Annotated in this window: 16 protein-coding genes; 10 read left to right on the top strand and 6 right to left on the bottom strand. The window is 64.7% G+C overall.

Features of this window, described 5'->3' with window-relative positions; all coding sequences use genetic code 11:
• Positions 1–8: 8 nt before the first annotated feature.
• The 5 genes from ACOJSI_RS18435 to ubiG form a co-directional block, all read right to left on the bottom strand.
• On the bottom strand, positions 9–479 hold the full coding sequence (locus ACOJSI_RS18435; protein ID WP_420139772.1) for a c-type cytochrome: 471 nt from the start codon (positions 477–479) through the stop codon (positions 9–11).
• A 142-nt stretch (positions 480–621) separates the two neighbouring features.
• Positions 622–3138: a TonB-dependent receptor gene (locus tag ACOJSI_RS18430; protein WP_420139771.1), complete on the bottom strand. Its 2517-nt coding sequence runs from the start codon at positions 3136–3138 to the stop codon at positions 622–624.
• A 117-nt stretch (positions 3139–3255) separates the two neighbouring features.
• A complete protein-coding gene (locus ACOJSI_RS18425; protein ID WP_420139770.1) occupies positions 3256–4392 on the bottom strand; it encodes an acyltransferase family protein in 1137 nt (378 codons plus the stop codon).
• 200 nt (positions 4393–4592) lie between these two features.
• Positions 4593–4895 carry a UrcA family protein gene (locus tag ACOJSI_RS18420; protein WP_420139769.1) on the bottom strand — a complete coding sequence of 101 codons (303 nt, stop codon included), beginning with the start codon at positions 4893–4895 and terminating at the stop codon, positions 4593–4595.
• A gap of 195 nt (positions 4896–5090) precedes the next feature.
• Positions 5091–5819: a bifunctional 2-polyprenyl-6-hydroxyphenol methylase/3-demethylubiquinol 3-O-methyltransferase UbiG gene (gene ubiG / locus ACOJSI_RS18415; protein WP_420139768.1), complete on the bottom strand. Its 729-nt coding sequence runs from the start codon at positions 5817–5819 to the stop codon at positions 5091–5093.
• A gap of 197 nt (positions 5820–6016) precedes the next feature.
• On the opposite strand from ubiG, the gene ACOJSI_RS18410 reads away from it, so the two are divergent.
• The 8 genes from ACOJSI_RS18410 (at position 6017) to ftsH (ending at position 16513) form a co-directional block, all read left to right on the top strand.
• Entirely contained in the window at positions 6017–7276 is a 1260-nt protein-coding gene (locus ACOJSI_RS18410; RefSeq protein WP_420139767.1) for an aspartate kinase, read from the top strand.
• Between the two features lie 28 nt (positions 7277–7304).
• Entirely contained in the window at positions 7305–7799 is a 495-nt protein-coding gene (locus ACOJSI_RS18405) for a nuclear transport factor 2 family protein (RefSeq protein ID WP_420139766.1), read from the top strand.
• A 188-nt stretch (positions 7800–7987) separates the two neighbouring features.
• Positions 7988–8968, top strand: coding sequence for an NAD(P)H-dependent flavin oxidoreductase (locus ACOJSI_RS18400; RefSeq protein WP_420139789.1), 981 nt, complete (start codon positions 7988–7990; stop codon positions 8966–8968).
• A gap of 199 nt (positions 8969–9167) precedes the next feature.
• Positions 9168–11450 carry a phosphoenolpyruvate--protein phosphotransferase gene (gene ptsP, locus ACOJSI_RS18395; protein ID WP_420139765.1) on the top strand — a complete coding sequence of 761 codons (2283 nt, stop codon included), beginning with the start codon at positions 9168–9170 and terminating at the stop codon, positions 11448–11450.
• Positions 11451–11531: 81 nt separating this feature from the next.
• Positions 11532–12392, top strand: a complete 861-nt coding sequence (locus ACOJSI_RS18390) for a helix-turn-helix domain-containing protein (protein ID WP_420139764.1) — start codon at positions 11532–11534, stop codon at positions 12390–12392.
• Positions 12393–12462: 70 nt separating this feature from the next.
• Positions 12463–13455, top strand: a complete 993-nt coding sequence (locus tag ACOJSI_RS18385) for a tetratricopeptide repeat protein (RefSeq protein WP_420139763.1) — start codon at positions 12463–12465, stop codon at positions 13453–13455.
• A gap of 4 nt (positions 13456–13459) precedes the next feature.
• The gene (gene tilS / locus ACOJSI_RS18380) at positions 13460–14497 is read left to right on the top strand and encodes a tRNA lysidine(34) synthetase TilS (protein WP_420139762.1); all 1038 of its coding nucleotides are present in this window, start codon (positions 13460–13462) and stop codon (positions 14495–14497) included.
• Positions 14498–14566: 69 nt separating this feature from the next.
• Positions 14567–16513, top strand: coding sequence for an ATP-dependent zinc metalloprotease FtsH (gene ftsH / locus ACOJSI_RS18375; protein WP_420139761.1), 1947 nt, complete (start codon positions 14567–14569; stop codon positions 16511–16513).
• Positions 16514–16606: 93 nt separating this feature from the next.
• Here the strand turns inward: ftsH and ACOJSI_RS18370 are convergent, their stop codons facing one another.
• A complete protein-coding gene (locus ACOJSI_RS18370; protein WP_420139760.1) occupies positions 16607–17650 on the bottom strand; it encodes a YeiH family protein in 1044 nt (347 codons plus the stop codon).
• Positions 17651–17690: 40 nt separating this feature from the next.
• Here ACOJSI_RS18370 and ACOJSI_RS18365 point away from each other — a divergent pair, with 40 nt between their 5' ends.
• Together ACOJSI_RS18365 and ACOJSI_RS18360 are read left to right on the top strand one after the other, a co-directional pair.
• Complete coding sequence (locus ACOJSI_RS18365; protein ID WP_420139759.1) at positions 17691–19100, top strand: MFS transporter; 1410 nt, start codon at positions 17691–17693, stop codon at positions 19098–19100.
• A 95-nt stretch (positions 19101–19195) separates the two neighbouring features.
• Positions 19196–19852 (top strand): energy transducer TonB, encoded by a 657-nt coding sequence (locus tag ACOJSI_RS18360; protein ID WP_420139758.1) that lies wholly within the window; start codon positions 19196–19198, stop codon positions 19850–19852.
• Positions 19853–20069 lie beyond the last annotated feature (217 nt).

Here is a 20069-nt window from a genome sequence, read left to right as displayed (position 1 = left end):
GCGCCGGATCATTCGACCGGTCCAGGCCATGCTGATCCCTGCGGTTCGCCAATCTGGTCCAGCGCTTGCCGGCGACGGCGTTCTGGCGGCAGATCCGGCAGACTGCGCACATAAGCGGTAATCTGCCAGAGCTGCTCTGGCGGAATGCGATCGCCGTAGCGCGGCAATCCGGGCGCGTGCCCCGCAATCTTTGCGTAGATGCGATCGATCGGCCACGTCCGTGCCGACGCGCTATGGGCAAGATCGAGGCGCGCTTTCGCATCCGCCCCATGGCAGACGCCGCATCCATACCAGGTGAAATAACGGCCGCCCTGTGCGACCTGATAGAGATTATCCTGATAGCGCGAGGCTCGTGGATCGTCGGCCCGGTCGGGCGGCGTTTGCGGCTGATCGGGCCCCATCGTGCGCGATTCGCGCGCGCAGCCCGCCGATACGGCCAGCAATAGCAACGCAGCCGCTTGAGGGACCAACCTGGACACGAACGCTCGATCAGCCCAAATCCGCCCGCCGGTCAAGCATCTAACATGCTGATTTCGCGCTAAACTCTCACCCTCTTCGGCGCCCGCCCCAACCGCGTTCGCGCCGTCCCGGGCGCAGTATGGGCGCCCGGGACACGCTTCGTCAGAAGGTCAGCTTGATCGTCCCGCCCCACGTCCTGGGGTCCCCCACCTGCGCCGCGATGAGGCCGGTATTGCCGCCCGTGCCGGCCAGCAGCAGATCGATATAATTGCGGTCGAAGGCGTTGCGCACCCAGCCATAGACATCGAACTTCGCCGTGCGAAAGCCGGCACGGAAATTGTGCAGCGAATAGCCTTTGACCCAGGTGTAGATCGACGGTGAGGGGTTGGACGACCACCGCGAACGATAGCTGGCGTCATAGCCGACATAGAATTGACCATCCTGGTCGAACAGGCCGCCCGGTACATTGGCCTCCGCCCCCCACGAACCCGCCCACTTCGACACTCCCGGCAAGACCTGGCCGGAGACGTCGCAATTGGCCGGGCTCAGCGCACCGGGGACGCCCGGCGCGCCCGGCTGCTGGTTCCCCGTCACCGTCGTGCCGCCCGATAATTCCGGCGGACAGGGCGCATCGACGAACTTGGTATATTTGGCGTCCGTATAGGCGCCGCTGGCATAAGCGGTGAACCGGTCGCTCGGCCGGATCGAGAAGTCCGCCTCGACGCCGCGGCTGCGCACCTTCTGCGCATTGGCGAGATAGCCGCGCACCGTCCCGAACTGGCCGTTGGTGACGTTGGCCTGGAAATCGCGGATCTCGGTCCAGAAACCGGTGAGGTTGAAGGTGGCGCGGCGATCCCAGAATTGCGTCTTCAGGCCCGCTTCGAAATGGTCGACCTTCTCCGGCTTGATCGTCGAGGCTGCCAGGATCGGTGCCCCATTCGCATCGGCCGGCACGCCGTTCAGGTTGATGCCACCGGTTTTGAAGGCGCGTGCATAGGTGGCGTACAGGTTCACGTCCTGCGTGACCTTGTAGCTGAGGTTGACGTCGTAGGAGACGTTCCAGGCGCTGAACCGCGGCTCGAAGAATTGCGACGCCTGAATGCCACGCTGCGCCGCGGTCCAGGGATCGTTATAATAAGGCGAGCCTGGGACCGGCGAGACGATCTGCCGCGTTCCGTCCGATGCCGTGCCGGTGACGACCGAGTCGTACAGGCCCTTCTTCCGGTCGTAATTGACCCGAATGCCGGGGGAGAGCGTCAGCCCTTCGACGATGTTCCAATTGACCTTTGCATAAGCGGCAAGGCTCGTATTGTTCAGCCGGATGTCGTTGACCGCCGTCACATTGTCCAGCACCGCCGGGTTGTTGGACAATGCGCTGGTCGGTGACAGGAGCCACTTGCTGGCGGCCGTGCCGGTCTGCTGGATGCCGCTGGTGTGAATATCCTGATGGAAGGCGAACAGGCCGGCGGTGAAACCGATCGTGTCGCTTTGATGATTGAAGCGGAATTCCTGCGTATATTGGTTCTGCTTCGTCGGGTTGTTGACCTTCACGTAGATCGGCAAACCGGTATAATCGCGATCGTTGCCGGGCGCCCAATCCCAATAGCGCCACGCCGTGATGGACGTCAGCGTATCCCGATCCGACAGGTTCCACACCGCGCGGGCGGATAAACCGCCATGTTCGTTGCGGGCGGCAAGCGGGGCATCGGCGTCGGTCAGGCGGTCATAAGGGTTTGTGCTCGGCACCTGATAGCCGGGAAAGTAGGAGATGAGCGCCGGATATTGCCGGTTGGCGGGCCGCTGCGTCGGGCCATAGCCGCCATACGCGAAAGCGCAGCAGATCGGGTCCTGCAGGTTGAAATCGCCCGACAGGGTGACGTCCAGGCTGGGCGTGGCGCGCCACAGGATCGACCCGCGGATACCGATATTGTCCTGCGACTGGATCCACTGGCTCTTGGCCGTGTCGTACAAGGTGCCCCGCCGGCTCGTTCCGGTCACGCTGATCCGCGCGGCGACATTCTCCGACAGCGGCCCCGAAATGGAGGCCTTGGCCTGCTTGAAATTCAGATTGCCGAGCGAGGCTTCCGCCCGTGCTTCGAAGTCGAAGCTCGGCGCGCGCGTGGTGATGTTGATCGCACCTGCCGTCGTGTTCTTGCCGTACAGCGTCCCCTGGGGCCCGCGCAGCGTCTCGATCCGCTCGACATCGACGAAGTCGAGCGTCGCAGAGGCGATGCGGTTATAATAGACGTCGTCGATATAGATGCCGACGCCCTGTTCGAACCCGTCATTGGTCAGGCCGAAGGGCGCGCCGATGCCGCGAATGTTGATGAAGGTGTTGCGCGGATTCTGCGTGTAGAATTGCAGCGTCGGCTGCAGCTGCGTCAGCCGGCCGATATTATACGTGCCCTGCGCATCCAGCGTTTTGCCCGACACGACCGAGATGGCGATCGGGACATCCTGCACATTCTCCGTCCGGCGACGGGCCGTGACGACGACTTCATCGGCCGAAGCGCCGCTATCTGCCGGTGCCGCGGCGACCGGAGCGGCGGCATCCGCCACAGCCGCGTCCGAAGCGGCGGTCTCCGCACCGGATGCCGCGGCAGCATGCGCTGGCGCCGCAACCAACGCCGTCAGCGGGAACAGCGCCGCACCGACGAGCAAAACAGTCTTGGCCTTCACGCGATTCCCCCTGGTTAATTCCAGGTGAATTTCCCACCGAAGTGGTAGGAATTACAAGAACAGCGATTTTTGTGTCGGCTGAAGATGGGGTTTGTCACCCTGCGCGGCCATACCCCCTCAGGGGGCGGCAATCTCCTCGGCCGGGGTCTGCCCGCCATAGCGGCGCTCGGCGAACAGACGGATCACGGTCTTGCCCAGCTTCTGACCGGGCCGCTCGACCACGAAATAGCTTAGGAGCGCGCTGCCGTATGCCAAAGGCGCGGCGATCCCGAGGGCTATGCAGAATCGCACTGCATCGGAAATGCCGTGGCCCCACCGCTCGATCGCCCATGCGGCAATGGCGTGCAGAAGGAGCAGATGGATCAGGTAGACGCCGTAGGATAGTTCGCCCAGCCAGTGGAAGGGCGGCGCGCCGAGCAGCCTCGACACGCGATCGATCAGGCTGACATGGCGCCAGTGGATCAGCCCAAACAGCAGGACGAGCAGCAGTTCGCGCGTAGCGAGGTGCACGACATCGCGGTCGCCGCCGATCGGAATGGCGGCCAGCAACATTGCCAGCAGCAGATAGGCACCCTTCCGCTCCCCCGCGGCGGCGATCAGCATGCCGGCCAGGAACATGTGCATCTTGAGTGCAAGGAAGGCGGGCATCGGGAAAGCGACATGAGCCACCTTCAGCGCGAGCGCGATGCTGGCGGCGATGATTGCCGTGCCCACCGCCGCGCGCATCCAGCCGATCCGGGCCGCGAACAGCACGACGAACGGGAAGGCCAGGTAGAATTGCATTTCCAGCCCCAGACTCCAATCGGGCAAGGGCGTTCGATAAGCATAGCTCGGTACCAGCCCGAACAGATAGGTGAGGTGCATGAAGACGTTGGTGGCGCTGCCGTCGGTGTAGCGCTCCGGCGCCTGGACCGCGCCGCCCACGAAGCTGTCGATCAGAAGCCGGTCGGCATAAATTGCCTTGCCGACCATCAGCGCGATGGCGAGCAGAACGAAATAAACCGGCGACAGCCGGAAAAAGCGCCGCGCCCAAAAGGTCGCCCACACCCTCGGTAGGCTCCAATCCTCCCGCGCCTTCCGTTGATGATATTGAAATACCATCAGAAAACCGGAAAGATAGATGAAAAGGTCCACGCCCAGATCGGGCTGGCCCAGGATCGGCAGGAAGAAGCCGGTCAAGATCATGCAATGGCCGACCAGCACCCACAAAGCCGCGAGTCCGCGCAAGCCGTCAAGGCACTCAATTCGGTTCATGATGCGGACCTTCTGCTGCACTGCAGCAGATATCCTACGATCGTTACGCCCTCAAGCATCGCGCGACCGGCCGCCCGCTCCGATCGGCAGGTACGCGCCCCTTCTCACGCTACGCCTGTAATGAAGCGGCTCGAGCCGGTGCCGGCATTGTCACTTTGTGCGCCGGAGAACGGGCGACCGGCGCGCCGCCTCGCATCCTGTTACCCCTGGTTACGGTGGATCAGCGCGGACAGGCGATCTTCCGCCCGCGCCGCGCTGTCGCTTTGACACTGTCCATAGGCGGATAGACCCACCTCGCGGGAACAGACGCGCACGCTGGCGTGGAGCAGGCGTGCCAGCCCCGCTTTTTGTCCCGCAGCCGTGTTCAGATCCAGACCAGCGAGGGACACATGTTCGACGGCCACGTCCATGCCATCGGTCGCGGCGTTCGGATGGGCGGCCAGAGCCGCGCCGCCGACGGACGTCAGGCAGAAGGATGCAACGACAAGAGCGGTTCGGAACATGATGAGCGTCCTCAATGACGGCCGCGGCCGGGGTTCGTTGAGGCCCCTGTGCCGCGTCACTGCCATTGAACCGAGATCATATTTCCTCATCGAAAGATGAGCTGAAATCAATCGAGCCGTATTTACTGGAAGCGAACGGTCTCGGCATACCGCTCCTGTTCCGGCGGATGCCTGCGCAGAGTTTTGGGAACGCCTTCAGCGACGCCGTGCGGTCAGCAAATAATTCAGCGTCAGATCTGACGACAGAACGAACCCCTTGCGCGGATCGAACGACAGCCCGCTTGTGTCGATCACTTCGAAGCCGGCGTCTTCGAGCAGCTTTGTCAGCTCGTCGGGTGTCAGGAATTTATCATGGTCATGGGTCCCGCGCGGGACCATGCCAAAGCCTTCGCCGATGGTGATCAGCGCAAGCCTGGACAGGGGCGTCCGATTGGGGGTCGACATGATCAGCAAGCCGTCGTCGGCAAGCGCACTGCCTAGGGCAGCGATGAAGCCCGCCGGGTCGGCCACATGCTCAATCACTTCCATCGAAACGACCAGATCGAACCGCTCGCCCGAAAGCTGTTCGACCTCGCCGCTGCGATAATCGATCGTCAGCCCCTGCTCGGCTGCATGCGCGCGTGCCACGTCGACATTTTCGGGCGCGGCATCGATGCCGGTCACCTGCGCCCCCAATCGGGCCAGGGGCTCGGACAAAAGCCCTGCCCCACAGCCGACATCCAGTGCCCGTTTGCCTGCCAGCGGACGGAGCGCACGAGGGTCCAGATCCCACGCCTGATCCAATCGGGTGCGAAGATAGGCCAGCCGTACCGGGTTGAGCCGGTGCAGCATGGCGGACGATCCTTTCGGATCCCACCATTCGGCAGCCAGCTTTCCGAAATGGGCGGCTTCGAGCGGATTGATTGTCGGTGCGGGCGCGGACATGCAAAGGCTCTACCAGACTGCGGCGGGGGCACAAAAGCCAATCGGCATGGATTGGCCGCATGACGGAACCTCCGCTCAGGCCGGAATGAACGCGGCGATCCACGGCTCCGCTTGCTTTAACGAAATTGCGCCGCTAGCAGGCGCGCCGAGCGCGAACCCGCGTTTTCCCGCAATTTAATTACGAGAAATCACTTTCGATGGCACGTATTGTGATGAAGTTCGGCGGCACGTCGATGGCCGGTATCGAACGCATCCGAAATGTCGCGGCACGCGTGAAGCATGAAGTCGAACAGGGCCACGAAGTTGCCGTGGTCGTGTCCGCCATGGCCGGCGAAACGGATCGGCTGGTAAACTTCTGCCGGGAGGCAAGCCCACTCTACGATCCGCGCGAATATGACGTCGTCGTCGCCTCGGGCGAGCAGGTGACGAGCGGTTTGCTGGCGATCACGCTGCAGGCGATGGGGGTCAAGGCGCGATCCTGGCTCGGCTGGCAATTGCCGATCGCGACGTCGGCTGCCCACGCCTCGGCACGCATCGCCACCATCGACAGCGAAAAGATCGGGCAGGCCATGTCGGGCGGCGAGGTGGCTGTGATTCCGGGCTTTCAGGGTGTGACCGACGACGGGCGCGTTTCCACCCTTGGCCGCGGCGGATCGGACACGTCCGCGGTTGCGGTCGCAGCCGCGATGAAGGCGGACCGCTGCGACATCTACACGGACGTCGATGGCGTCTACACGACCGATCCGCGGATCGTGCCCAAGGCCCGCAAGCTCAAATATGTGACCTATGAGGAAATGCTGGAGCTTGCCTCGGTCGGTGCCAAGGTACTGCAGACGCGGTCGGTTGGGCTCGCCATGAAGGAAAAGGTTCGCGTTCAGGTATTGTCGTCGTTCGACGCGCCTGGCGACGATCCGACCCCCGGCACGATGATCGTGGACGAAAACGAAATCGAAGGACAGAAGATGGAACGCCAGCTCATCACGGGCATCGCGCACGACAAGAATGAAGCCAAGGTTACCCTGACGGCGGTTCCGGATCGGCCGGGTGCCGTGGCGGCCATCTTCACCCCCTTGGCCGACGCCAACATCAACGTCGACATGATCGTCCAGAACGTCGCGCACGAAAGCGCGTCGACCGACGTCACCTTCACCGTGCCGGCCGCCGAACTGGCGCGGGCTACCGATGTGCTGGAAAAGGCGCGGGAGATTATCGGCTTCAAGGACCTCGTGCGCGACAGCACGGTCGCCAAGATCTCGGTCGTGGGTGTCGGCATGCGCAGCCATGCCGGTGTCGCGGCCCAGATGTTCAAGGCGTTGGCCGATCGCGGCATCAACGTGCTCGCCATCACCACCAGCGAGATCAAGGTTTCGGTGCTGATCCATGAGGATTATACCGAACTGGCTGTACGCGTGCTGCACACTGCCTATGGGCTGGATGCGGAGGACGAGGCGGCCTGAGCCGATGGCGGCAGGGAAAGGAATGCGCGTGAAGAAGCCATTTTGCTTGACCCTTGCTTCGACACTGGCGCTCTTGGCCGCTGGTGGAGCTGCCGCCCAGGCGCCGGTGGTTCCCGCAGCCGATGCGGAAGCCCTCTTCCACAGTGCTGACCCTAAGCTCGAAATCAACAAGCAGGCGGCCTATCATATCGTTAAGGACCTGCTGGAGGCGGGCCATTGGGAACTGGCCGACCGCTATCTGACCGAACGCTATATTCAGCATAATCCGCTCGCCAAATCGGGCCGCGCCGGCGTCGTCGATTTCTTCACGAAGACCTTGAAGGTCTCGCCCAAGCCCATTCCCACCAAGCTGACGACGCCCGTTGTCTCGGTGGTCGCGGAAGGTGACCTGGTGATCGTCGCCTATCCACGGGTGGAGAATGCCGGCGACCCGACCAAGCGCTACATGACGACCTGGTTCGACATGTGGCGTTTCGTCGACGGCAAGGCGGACGAGCATTGGGATCCTGCCACGCGGCCCTAGAAATTGCGTTCGACGGCTACGTCGGCAACATCCGGGCACGGCGCGCAAGCGGCTGACCGCTTGCGGGCGCGGCCTGCGCAGGGCACAGCGGCGCGATGACCGAAATGGCCCAGACCCTCGACACTCTTTCCTCTGCCGCGCCCGCTGCCCGTGCGCCGACAGCATCGCATCCACGGACCGAGGCGCTCATGCGCCGCGGCGCGGAATTCCTCGGCACCGATTATGCGATCATGGCGGGCGCCATGTCGTGGGTGAGCGAACGACATCTCGTTTCGGCTATCTCCAATGCTGGCGGATTCGGCGTGATCGCCTGCGGCGCCATGACGCCAGACCTTCTCGATGCCGAAATCACCGCGACGCAGTCGATGACCGACAAGCCCTTCGGTGTGAACCTGATCACCATGCATCCGGCCCTGTCGGAGCTGATCGACGTCTGCGCGCGCCATAAGGTGGGACATGTCGTGCTGGCCGGCGGTCTGCCGCCGGCGGGATCGATCGAGCGGATCAAAGGCTCTGGCGCCAAGCTCTTATGCTTCGCCCCGGCCCTGGCCCTGGCAAAGAAGCTGATCCGCTCCGGCGTCGACGCGCTCGTCATCGAAGGGATGGAAGCGGGCGGCCATATCGGCCCCGTATCCACCAGCGTGCTTGCGCAGGAAATGCTGCCGACCATTGCGGAACAGCTGCCGGTCTTCATCGCCGGGGGCATCGGCCGCGGCGAAGCGATTGCGGGCTATCTCGAAATGGGTGCGGCCGGCGTGCAGCTCGGCACGCGCTTCGTCTGCGCCAACGAGTCCATCGCCCACGCCAATTTCAAGAAGGCCTTCATCCGTGCCTCTGCGCGCGACGCGACCGCCAGCGTGCAGATCGATCCACGTCTTCCGGTCATTCCGGTTCGCGCATTGAAGAATGCCGGTGGGGAATTGTTCACGGCCAAGCAGCGCGAAGTTGCGCGCCTCCTCGACGAGGGCAAGGTGGAGATGGCGGAAGCCCAATTGCAGATCGAACATTATTGGGCGGGCGCGTTGCGCCGTGCAGTGATCGACGGCGATGTCGAACATGGCTCTGTCATGGCCGGACAATCGGTCGGTATGGTGACCCGCGAGGAACCCGTCGTCGACATCATCGCGACGCTGCTGGACGAGGCGGAAGCGGCGCTGGGTCGCCGATAGAGGCGGCAGTATCGCGCCATCAGCCGATCCCGAGCGCGCCATGTGCAGGCGGCACGCGGACGAACGCCGCTGCTGCGCCATTTCGGTGACTTCGCACCGTTTTGAAAAACCATGCGGTTTAGACAGGGCGTACGGAAAGTACCGATACGACGCACGCCATATTGGACCTCGTCCTGTGATCTGGTAGCCACGCATCCCAATGGGTACCTCTTCTCCCACCTCCGCCGCGCGCGAGATACTGACGCGGCTACACGACGTCATGGCATCGCGCGGGCAAGCGCAGGCCAAGCTCGACCAAGTGGTCGATATCATCGCCAAGGCATTGAACAGCGAAGTCTGCTCGATCTACCTGCTGCGGGAGGGCGAGCTGGAACTGTTCGCAACGCGCGGCCTCAACAAGGCGGCCGTCCACGTCACCAAACTCGCATTGGGGGAAGGCCTGGTCGGCACCATTGCCGAGCATAACGAGACGCTGAACCTCGCCGAAGCCACCAGCCATCCCGATTTCGCCTACAAGCCGGAAACGGGCGAAGAATTATATCATAGCTTTGCGGGCGTCCCGATCGTGCGTGCCGAACGTGCGGTGGGTGTCCTGTCGGTCCAGCACGAATCCGCGCGCCGCTATGACGATGTCGAGATCGAGGCGCTGCAGACGGTGGCGATGGTGCTAGCCGAGCTGATCGCCGGTGCCGGTCTGATCGACGAGGCAACCGTGCGCGGTGCCGACACGCGCGATACAGGATCCGCGCGGCTGACCGGATTGCGGCTGGTCGATGGCATGGGCGCTGGACTCGCCGTATTTCATCAGCCGCGCGTGGTTGTCGAACATACGGTCGCCGAGGATATCGAGGCGGAACGGCACCGCGTCTATTCTGCCTTCGACAAGATGCGCGATCAGATCGATCGCATGATGAGCCAGGCAGAGTTCGGCGCCGGCGGCGAGCATCAGGACATTCTCGCGACCTATAAGATGTTCGCCTATGACGAAGGCTGGTCGCGCCGCATCAATGCGGCGATCGACAGCGGCCTGACGGCCGAAGCGGCGATCGAACGCGTCCAGCAACGCACCCGCATGCGGATGCGCGAGATCAACGATCCGCTGCTCGCAGATCGCATGCACGACCTGGAGGATCTCTCCAATCGGCTCCTGCGGATCGTCTCCGGCCAGCTCGGCACCGCCGCGCAGATCGGCTTGCGCCACGATTCCATCCTGATCGCCCGCAACCTCGGCCCGGCCGAATTGCTGGAATATGATCGCCGCCGCCTGAAGGGGGTGATCCTTCAGGAAGGCTCGCTCACCAGCCATGTCGTGATTGTGGCGCGCGCCATGGGCGTCCCCGTGCTCGGACGCGTCCGTGACGCACGCCGCGCGATCGGTGAGGGCGACATGGTGCTCCTCGACGCGGTGCAGGGTACCATTTCCGTCCGCCCGTCCGCGGCGATGGAAGAGGCGTTCGATACCAAGCTCGCCCTGGGCCAGAAAAGGCGTGCCGAGTTCGCCGCGATGCGCGATCTGCCGCCGGTCACCACCGACGGAACACGCATCACCTTGATGGTCAATGCCGGCCTGCGCGACGATGTCGCGGCGCTCGACACGACCGGCGCCGACGGCATCGGCCTGTTCCGCACGGAGTTCGAATTCCTGGTCTCCGCGGAATTGCCGAAGCGCGAGCGTCAGCAGCGCCTGTATCGAGACGTTATGGAAGCCGCCGGCGAGAAGCCCGTCATCTTCCGCACGGTCGATGTCGGTGGCGACAAGGTGCTGCCCTACATGAATTCCGATTCGGACAGCGCTGATGAGGAAAATCCGGCGATGGGGTGGCGCGCGCTCCGGCTTGCGCTGGAACGCGACGCGCTGATGAAGGCGCAGGCCGGCGCGCTGATCGCCGCCGCCGCCGGCAAGACGCTCAACGTAATGTTCCCGATGGTATCCGAACCGTGGGAATTCGATGAAGCGCACGCTCTGTTCGAAAAGCAGCGCACCGCGGCAGCTGCCAAGGGGAAGCCGCTCCCGCTGGCGATCCGCTACGGTACGATGCTGGAAGTGCCGGCGCTTGCAGAGGTCTTGGACATGCTGCTCCCGCGGCTCGACTTCCTGTCGATCGGAACCAACGATCTCACCCAGTTTCTGTTCGCCGCGGATCGCGCGCACCCCAAGTTGGCGGAACGCTATGACTGGCTCTCACCCGCCATCCTGCGCTTCATCGCGCGGGTCGTTGCCCAGGGTAAGGCCGCCAATGTGCCGGTCGGCATTTGCGGTGAGATGGGCGGGAAGCCGTTGGAGGCGATGGCGTTGATGGGGATCGGGATCGAACGATTGTCGATCACCCCCGCCGCGATCGGGCCGGTCAAGGCGATGGTGCGGTCGCTCGACCTTTCGGCTCTGCGCACCGCAATGGGAGAACTGCTCGCCGCACCTCGACGCGACATGCGTGAGGCCCTGCAGCAATGGGCCAAGGCAAATGGCGTGCGCATCAGCTAAAACGCGTTGCAAAATGGGCATTTGCCGCCACTATGTGACGACTTTACGAGATTATTTCGTCCGCCAGCCGGGGGAGATTGGGTGAACGGCGAAGACGATTTTCCCGCAAATGGGCCTCTGCGACCGGTGGGCGAGCAATTGCGCAGTGCGCGGGAAGCTCAGGGCCTGACCATCGAGGAGATGGCCGCAGCGACCAGCATTCCGCTGCGACATCTGCGGACGATTGAGGCCGGCGAATATGAAGGCCTGCCTGCCGCGACGTATAGCGTCGGCTTCATCAAGACGCTTGCGCGCCGTCTGAACCTGGACGGCACACAGCTTGCGGCGCAATTCCGCTCGGAAATCGGCAGGACGAAGACCGAGCATACGCAGACGTTGCCCTATGAGCCGGCCGACCCGCGCCGTACGCCCCCGGTCGGCCTCGCAATCCTGGGGCTCGTGGCCGCAATCGTCCTGGCGCTGGGCTATCTCTACTGGCGTGGCAGCGCCGAACAGCCGGCACAGATCGCGGCCGCCACATCGGATCTCTCTTCGCCGTCCGCACCGGCCGCTGCACAGCCCAGCCCCTCGGCTGCGGCCCCGGCGCCGGTAGCGGCCGCACCGACGGCAGACGGCCCGGTCGTGATCGGCGCCACCCAGGATGTGTGGGTCAAGGTCGCCGATGGCGGCAAAACGCTGTTCCTCGGCATGCTGCATCCGGGCGATCGCTTTCAGGTTCCCGCCGATGCCGTTGCGCCGTTATTGACCACAGGCCGCCCGGGTGCGACCTCCATCCTGGTCGGTCAGACCACGATCCCGCCGGTGGGCGATCCGGATCGGATGGCCAAGAATGTCTCGCTGAAGGCGTCCGATCTGCTGGCGCGGATGGCGCCCGCCGGGGCCGCGCCGCCTCCCGCCGGAAACGCGCCCGCGCCGGTTGAAAATGCCGCGGGTCCGGTCTGAAGATCGTAACCCGCTTCTCCTCTGCGCTGCCTGCGCTATGCTGGGCGGCATAGCCATCTCCGGAGCTTGCATGACCCGCCTTCGTATCGTTTTCGCCGCCCTGCTCGCGACCGCAGCCGTGCCCGCTCTGGCTGCCGAGAGCGCACAATCGCTCGATCAGCGCGTCGATCGCGTCGAACGGCAGCTGAAAGCCGTCCAGCGCAAGGTCTTCCCAGGCGGCGACGCCGCTTTCCAGCAGCCCGAAATCGCAGCGCCGGACGTGCGCACGACCGTGGGCAATCCCGCCGGAACGCCCATCAACGAATTGACGGCGCGGCTCGATGCGCTGGAGCGATCAGTGGCACAGCTGACCGGCCAGGTGGAGCAGGATGAACACCGACTCGACCTGCTGTCGCAGCAGGCGGCGCAGGACCGGCAGGAATTCAGCGTTCGCCTGAAGACGCTGGAAACCGCGGCCGCCCCGCCGCCCGCGGTCGGCACCACGCCTCCAGCCAGCGACGAGGATAGCGCCCCCGTCGCGCCGCCGCGCGCTACCGGATCGACGCGGCCCAAGCCCGATACCACGACCATGACGGACCGCCCGGCGCCGAGCACCACCAAGCCGGCCAAGCCTGCACCGGCGGCGGCCGACGACAGCACCGATACGGCCAGCACCACCCCGTCCGCCAGCGGTGACCCGGCCGAGGATGCCTATATGGCCGGCTACCGGCTGTGGACGCAGAAGAAATATCCGCAGGCGGAGGCCATGCTGGCGGCGGTCGCCAAGAAATATCCCAAGCATCGGCGTGCCAGCTACGCGCAAAACCTGCTCGGCCGCGCCTACCTGGACGACGGCCAGCCTGCCCGCGCGGCGGAGGCTTTCGCTGCCAATTACACGACCAATCCACGCGGCGAGCGTGCCCCGGACAGCCTCTATTTCCTGGGCCAGTCGCTGGTCGCACTCAAGAAGCCGGCCGACGCGTGCCGCGTTTATACCGAGCTTAACTCGGCCTATGGCGACAAGATCGACGCCTCGTTGAAGGCAAAGGTCGCGACCGCACGCACCGAAGCCAAGTGCAAATGACACGATGGACGCCGCGCTCGACGCACTGATTGCGCGGTTTCAGGCAGATTATTGCCAGCTTATCGGCGCCGATAAGCCGCCCGAGCACCGGATCGCGCTCGCGGTTTCGGGCGGTCCAGACAGCATGGCGATGCTGGGTTTGGCCGCCAAGGCCTTTCCCGGCCGCGTCATTGCCGCCACCGTCGACCATGGTTTGCGCCCTGAATCCGCGCAAGAATCCGCCATGGTGGCGCGCGCATGCGCCGAAATCGGCGTTCCACACGCCATTCTCCGCATCGAATCGCCCCCGGCGACGCGCGATAATGTCCAGTCCTGGGCGCGGCAGGCGCGCTATTCACTGCTGAAAAGATGGGCGATGGATGCCGATGCGGCCGTATTGTGCACGGCGCATCACGCCGATGATCAGGCCGAAACCTTCCTCATGCGTGCCGCTCGCGCCTCCGGCCTTTCGGGCCTGGCGGCCATCCGTGCCCGGGTCGATAGCGAGGAGGCGCAAAAAAAAGGCGCGTCCGCCACCGAGCAACATCGTCCGCTCACCATCCTGCGCCCGCTGCTGCACTGGCGTCGCGCGGACTTGCGCACGGCGGCCGCAGCGATGGGACTGCCGTGGGTCGACGATCCCAGCAACAACGACCCGCGTTTCGATCGCGCCCGTTTCCGTACCTGGTTGCAGGAAGCCCCTTGGATCGATCCCGCCCAGATCGGCCGCACGGCCGAGAATATGGCGGCGGTCGATCGTGACGTCTTCGAGATCAGCCGCTGGCTCTGGCAAAGCCGCGCCCTCGAGGCGCCGGATCGCGAATCGCGATTCGACGTGGCAGGGCTGCCGCGCGGCGTGAAACGCTATATTGCGCGCCTGGCGATCGACGCCATCGTTGAAGGGAGCGGTCGCGGTGCCGGAAGCTGGAGTTATTCCAGCAATATCGAGCCCTTGCTGGACGCGCTCGAGGCTGGCGGCTCGGCGACGCAGTCGATTGTGCTCGCTTCGGCGAAGGGCACGATCTGGCATTTCCGTGAGGCGCCGCCGCGCCGATCGCACTGATCTGCGCTGTTCCAGTGCCATTAACCCGCGCATGCCTATTTTAGCGGTCTACGAAAGGCTGATGCGACCATGAAGGACGACAAGGAACCGCAGACCGGCAATCCGCTGGTGAAAAATCTGGCCGTATGGCTGGGTATATTGCTGGCGATCGTCCTCGTCGTGTCGCTGTTCGAAGGCAGCAGCAAGGGCGGTGCCGGCGAGAGCGTGGCCTATTCCGACTTCCTGAAGGCGGTCGATAACGGCACGGTCAAGGAAGCCGAGGTCGCAGACGGCGTCATCACCGGCAAATATACCAACGACACGGCCTTCAAGACCTATTCCATCCCCGATGCCACGCTGACGCAGCGCCTGACCAACAAGGGTGTGACGGTGCGTGGGCGGCCGCAGGAGCAGGCCAGCCTGTGGCAGTATATCCTCGTCCAGGCGATGCCGATCCTGATCCTGGTGACGATCGGGTGGATCGTGATGCGCCAGATGCAGAAAAATGCAGGGTCGGGCGCGATGGGGTTCGGCAAGAGCCGGGCCAAGATGCTGACCGAAAAGCATGGCCGCGTCACCTTTGACGACGTCGCCGGCATCGATGAGGCCCGTGAGGAGCTGCAGGAGATCGTCGATTTCCTGAAGGATCCGACCAAATTTGCGCGCCTGGGCGGCAAGATTCCGAAGGGTGCGCTGCTGGTCGGTTCGCCCGGTACCGGCAAGACCTTGCTCGCCCGCGCGATCGCGGGTGAGGCCAAGGTGCCCTTCTTCACCATTTCCGGTTCGGATTTCGTCGAGATGTTCGTCGGCGTCGGCGCGAGCCGCGTGCGCGACATGTTCGAGCAGGCGAAGAAATCCGCGCCCTGCATCGTCTTCATCGACGAAATCGATGCGGTCGGCCGCCATCGCGGCGCAGGCCTGGGCAACGGCAATGACGAGCGCGAGCAGACCCTGAACCAGCTGCTGGTCGAGATGGACGGCTTCGAGGCGAACGAAGGCATCATCATCATCGCCGCGACCAACCGTCCCGACGTGCTCGACCCCGCCCTGCTGCGTCCGGGCCGCTTCGACCGCCAGGTCGTGGTGCCGCGTCCCGACATTGAAGGCCGCGAGAAGATCCTGGCCGTTCACATGAAGAAGCTGCCGCTGGCACCCGACGTCGAGCCGCGCACGATCGCGCGCGGTACGCCGGGCTTCTCCGGCGCCGATCTTGCCAACCTTGCCAATGAGGCGGCCCTGCTTGCCGCGCGCAAGGGCAAGCGCCTGATCGCGATGAAGGAGTTCGAGGAAGCCAAGGACAAGGTCATGATGGGCGCCGAGCGCAAATCCATGGTCATGACCGAGGATGAGAAGCGCGCGACCGCCTATCATGAGGCCGGCCATGCGCTGGTTTCGCTGCACGTCCCCGGCTGCGATCCGCTCCACAAGGTGACGATCATCCCGCGCGGCCGTGCGCTGGGCGTGACCTGGAACCTGCCGGAACGCGATCGCTATTCGATGACGATGAAGCAGATGAAGGCGCGCCTCGCGCTCTGCTTCGGCGGCCGTATCGCCGAGCAGCTGATCTATGGCGCCGACGAGCTCAATACGGGCGCGTCGAACGACATCCAGCAGGCGACCGACATGGCCCGCGCGATGGTGATGGAATATGGCATGAGCGAAAAGCTCGGCTGGCTGCGCTATCGCGACAACCAGGACGAGGTGTTCCTGGGCCATTCCGTTTCGCGCAACCAGACCGTGTCCGAGGATACGGCCCGCATGATCGACCAGGAGGTGCGCCGCATCGTCGAGGAAGGCGAGGCGACCGCCCGCCAGGTCCTGACTGACCATCTCGATGAGTTGCATCATCTGGCGGCAGCCCTGCTGGAATATGAGACGCTGAATGGCGACGAGGCCAAGCGTGCCATCAAGGGCGATGACATCGGCCGCGAGGATACCAGCAAGCGGCCGCCCCGGGCGCTGTCGGCTGGCGCTTCCGCCATTCCCAAGAGCCGTCGCCCCGGCGGCTGGGGCGAGCCTCGCCCCGCCAACGCCTGATCAGAAGCAGAAGAGAAAGGGCGGCCGCACTGGCCGCCTTTTTTAGGCGGCAACCTACCCTGCGGCGGGCCCGATTGGCCGTAGCCCGAAGACTTACAACAAGGTGGCCGCGGCCGTGCAGGCAAGCCCGAGTGCAAGCAGGCTCGCGGCAACGATGACGAGCAGCGGCTTCGGACCGCTCTTCAGCAAGGACTGCATCGGGGACCGGATACCGGTCGCCGTCACCGCACATATCAGCAACGCCGTCGCCACATTGGTCGCCCCCCGCCCGACCGAGACCGGCACGATGCCGGTGGAATTCACGGCAGCCAACAGGAAGAAACCCACCACGAACCAGGGTATGCGGAAGGCGCTGGGTCCCTTCCCGCCCTGTTGCGGGAAGATATAGCCGGTCACGGCGAGCGCCGGCGCGAGCAACGCGACCCGCGTCAGCTTGACGATCGTCGCATTCTCCCCCGCCACCGGAGAGAAGGCATAGCCCGCACCCAGCGACTGGGCGACGTCGTGAATGGCGGCGCCGAGCACAAAGCCGGCCTGCCGATCATCGAAACCGAGCAGATGGCACAGGATCGGATAAGCAACCATCGCCGCCGCGCTCATGGCGGATATGCCGACCAGCACCAGCGCGAGTTGCGCCTGGCTGACGCGCTTTTCGCCGAGCACGGTCGCGAGTGCCATTGCCGCCGATGCACCGCAGATGGCCACCGCGCCACCTGCCAAGGCCCCGAAAGCGGCGCCGTGTCCACCACGCCGCGCCATTAGTATGCCGGCGGCCATAGTGGCCGCCACGATCGCGACGATCGCGGCCAGCGCGGTCCAGCCGAGCCCTGCCACCTGTTCCAGCGTGATCCGCGCGCCGACCAGCACGATGCCGATACGCAGCAAGGTACGGGATGCGAAGGCCAGACCCGGCAGTAGCCGCGCGTCGGCGCTGAGGAAGTTGAGCGCGAGCCCCACCAGCAGCGCCATCAGCGTAAGGGGCGCGCCGTAATGTTCGGCCAGATAGGCGGAGGCAAGCGAGGCCAGGGCCGCCACGAAAAGACCGGGGAGGTAATTTACCCAGCGCACCTTGGGCGCGGGCTCAATGTCTCCGTAAAGATCGGCAGCGGCGGGCAGGGTGGCGCTGTAAAGAGGCATGATGCGTGCTAGCGCGGCTTGGTTACAGGAGGAAAGACGAATGGCGCCACCAGCGTCGAGCAGTCGCCACAGGTCGCCGCCTTTGCGGCATCCCAATTGGACCTTGGCGGCCACGATCCTGGCATCCAGCCTGGCGTTCATCGACGGATCGGTCGTCAACGTCGCCCTCCCCGCGATCGGACATAGTCTGGGCGGCGATGCATCGGGGCTGCAGTGGACGATCAACGCCTATATGCTGCCCCTGTCCGCCTTGCTGCTGATGGGCGGCGCTGCGGGCGACCATTTCGGGCGCCGTCGGCTGCTGGTGATCGGCATCACCCTGTTCACGCTGGCCTCGATCGGCTGCGCCCTGGCGCGCGAGCTGAACCTGCTCCTCGCCGCACGCGCGGTGCAGGGCATCGGCGCGGCCATCCTGCTGCCCAACAGCCTCGCAATCCTGGGCAATGCCTTCACCGGCGAAGCGAAAGGGCGCGCCATCGGCACATGGGCGGCCGCAGGCGCCATTGCCGGCGCGATCGGACCCGCGCTCGGCGGATGGCTGGTCGGGACGATCGGGTGGCGGCCGATCTTCCTGCTCAACGTACCCATGGCAACGGCCGCGATCGCAATCGCACTGCTGGCGGTTCGCGAGAGCGGTGAAGGCCGTCAACCGCTCGATTGGGCCGGCGCCGCCCTCGCCACCGCCGCCTTGTTCGCGCTCACCTGGGCATTGACCTTGTGGTCCAGCACACATGCGCTCTCGGCAAACGTGTGGATCGGAATCGCGGCGGGCCTAAGCGCAATGGCGCTGTTCCTCTGGACCGAGCATCGGCGTGGCGAACGTGCGATGATGCCGCTGCAGCTGTTCGGTTCGCGCGCCTTTGGCGGGCTCACGCTACTGACCTTCCTGTTATATGCCGCGCTCGGCGGTCTCATCCTGTTGCTGCCTTACGTCCTGATCGTGGGGGGCGGTTATTCGCCCTTGCAGGCGGGTGCGGCGCTGCTGCCCTTCTCGATCGGGATCGGCTTCGGATCGCGACTGATGGGGCGGATTGCCGAGCGCGTGGGGCCGCGCCTGCCGCTCACGCTCGGGCCGATCGTGGCGGGGCTTGGCTTCGCGCTGCTGGTGCGGGTCGAACCGCAGGCCAGCTATTGGACCAGCATATTGCCCGGCATGGCGGTGCTTGCCCTGGGCCTTGCGGGTGCGGTCGCGCCGTTGACGACCGCCGTGCTTTCGTCGGTCGACGATGCCCATACGGGCACGGCTTCCGGCTTCAACAGCGCCATCGCACGCACGGGCGGGTTGATCGCGACCGCGCTTGCCGGCGCCGTGATCGCGCAATCCGGCACGGGGCTGATCGCGGCGTTCCACGCCGCCGCGCTAATCGGTGCGGGGCTGGCCATCGCTGCCGGTTGCGTCGGCTTCCTGACGCTTCCGGCCGGGTCGAAGACGCCAGATAATGTTAGTTGACAAGTTCCTGCATCAGGCAGAGCTTCTTCCATGGTGAGTGCCGCAAGACGGACACTGTAATCCGCCCACGGCGCCCCGCGTGAGAGGAATGCGCCATGTCCTATACGGATCAGACCAAGAGGAGCAGCCCAGCATCCATCGCCGCCGTCATCGGCGTTCACGTCGCCATCGCCTATGGTCTTATAAGCGGCCTAGCGATGAAAGTAATTCGGGATATCCCGATTGTGACCGTCGGCCAAATATTGCCGGATGATCCCCCGCCACCGCCACCGCGTGACATGCCCGTGCAGAAGACGACGCGCACTCCTCAACCAACGACCCTTCCTCCCGTGCGCAACGAAGAGGTCCTGCGGCCGCAAGAAACGATCGTCCCGACGGTGACCACCGTGGACCTGGGCGCCGGCCCAACGAGTGGCCCCGTCGTGCTGCCCGTAAATCCACCCAAGCCAAACCTAAGCCGCGCGGCGGTGCCGGGCGCCGATCGCCTGCGCTGGATCACGACCCAGGATTATCCCAGCGCCGCACTGCGCCAGGGCATCAGCGGCACAGTCGTGATCGCCGCCACCATCGGGGCGGACGGCAAGGTGCAATCCTGCGAGGTCACGCAATCGAGCGGTAGCCAGATGCTGGATGACACAACCTGCCGCCTCTACGCCCGCCGCGCCCACTTCACGCCGGCGCTCGACGCGGACGGTAACGCCGTGACGGCACGTCGGGTCGATCGCTTCCGTTGGCAGATACCGAACGAATGAACCAACGACGCCCGGGGCTTCAGGCCTCGGGCGTTGTTCGTTCACTGGGACCGAGCCGAGGATAATCCGAACTGATTCCAGGTAAAATCGAAGCGGAGATTGCGCCCGCTTCGGCTATTTCATCCGAAACGGTTGATGACCCCCTGGTCTTCTTGCCACCAATATGACGGCTACGCATTTCCCGGAAAGCTGCACAGCGCATTGCGGCGGAGACACC

The organism is Sphingomonas sp. (assembly GCF_048595155.1).
GTDB lineage: Bacteria > Pseudomonadota > Alphaproteobacteria > Sphingomonadales > Sphingomonadaceae > Sphingomonas_I.
The sequence above is the reverse complement of the archived record's forward strand: the minus strand, read 5'-3'. Positions and strand labels throughout refer to the sequence as shown.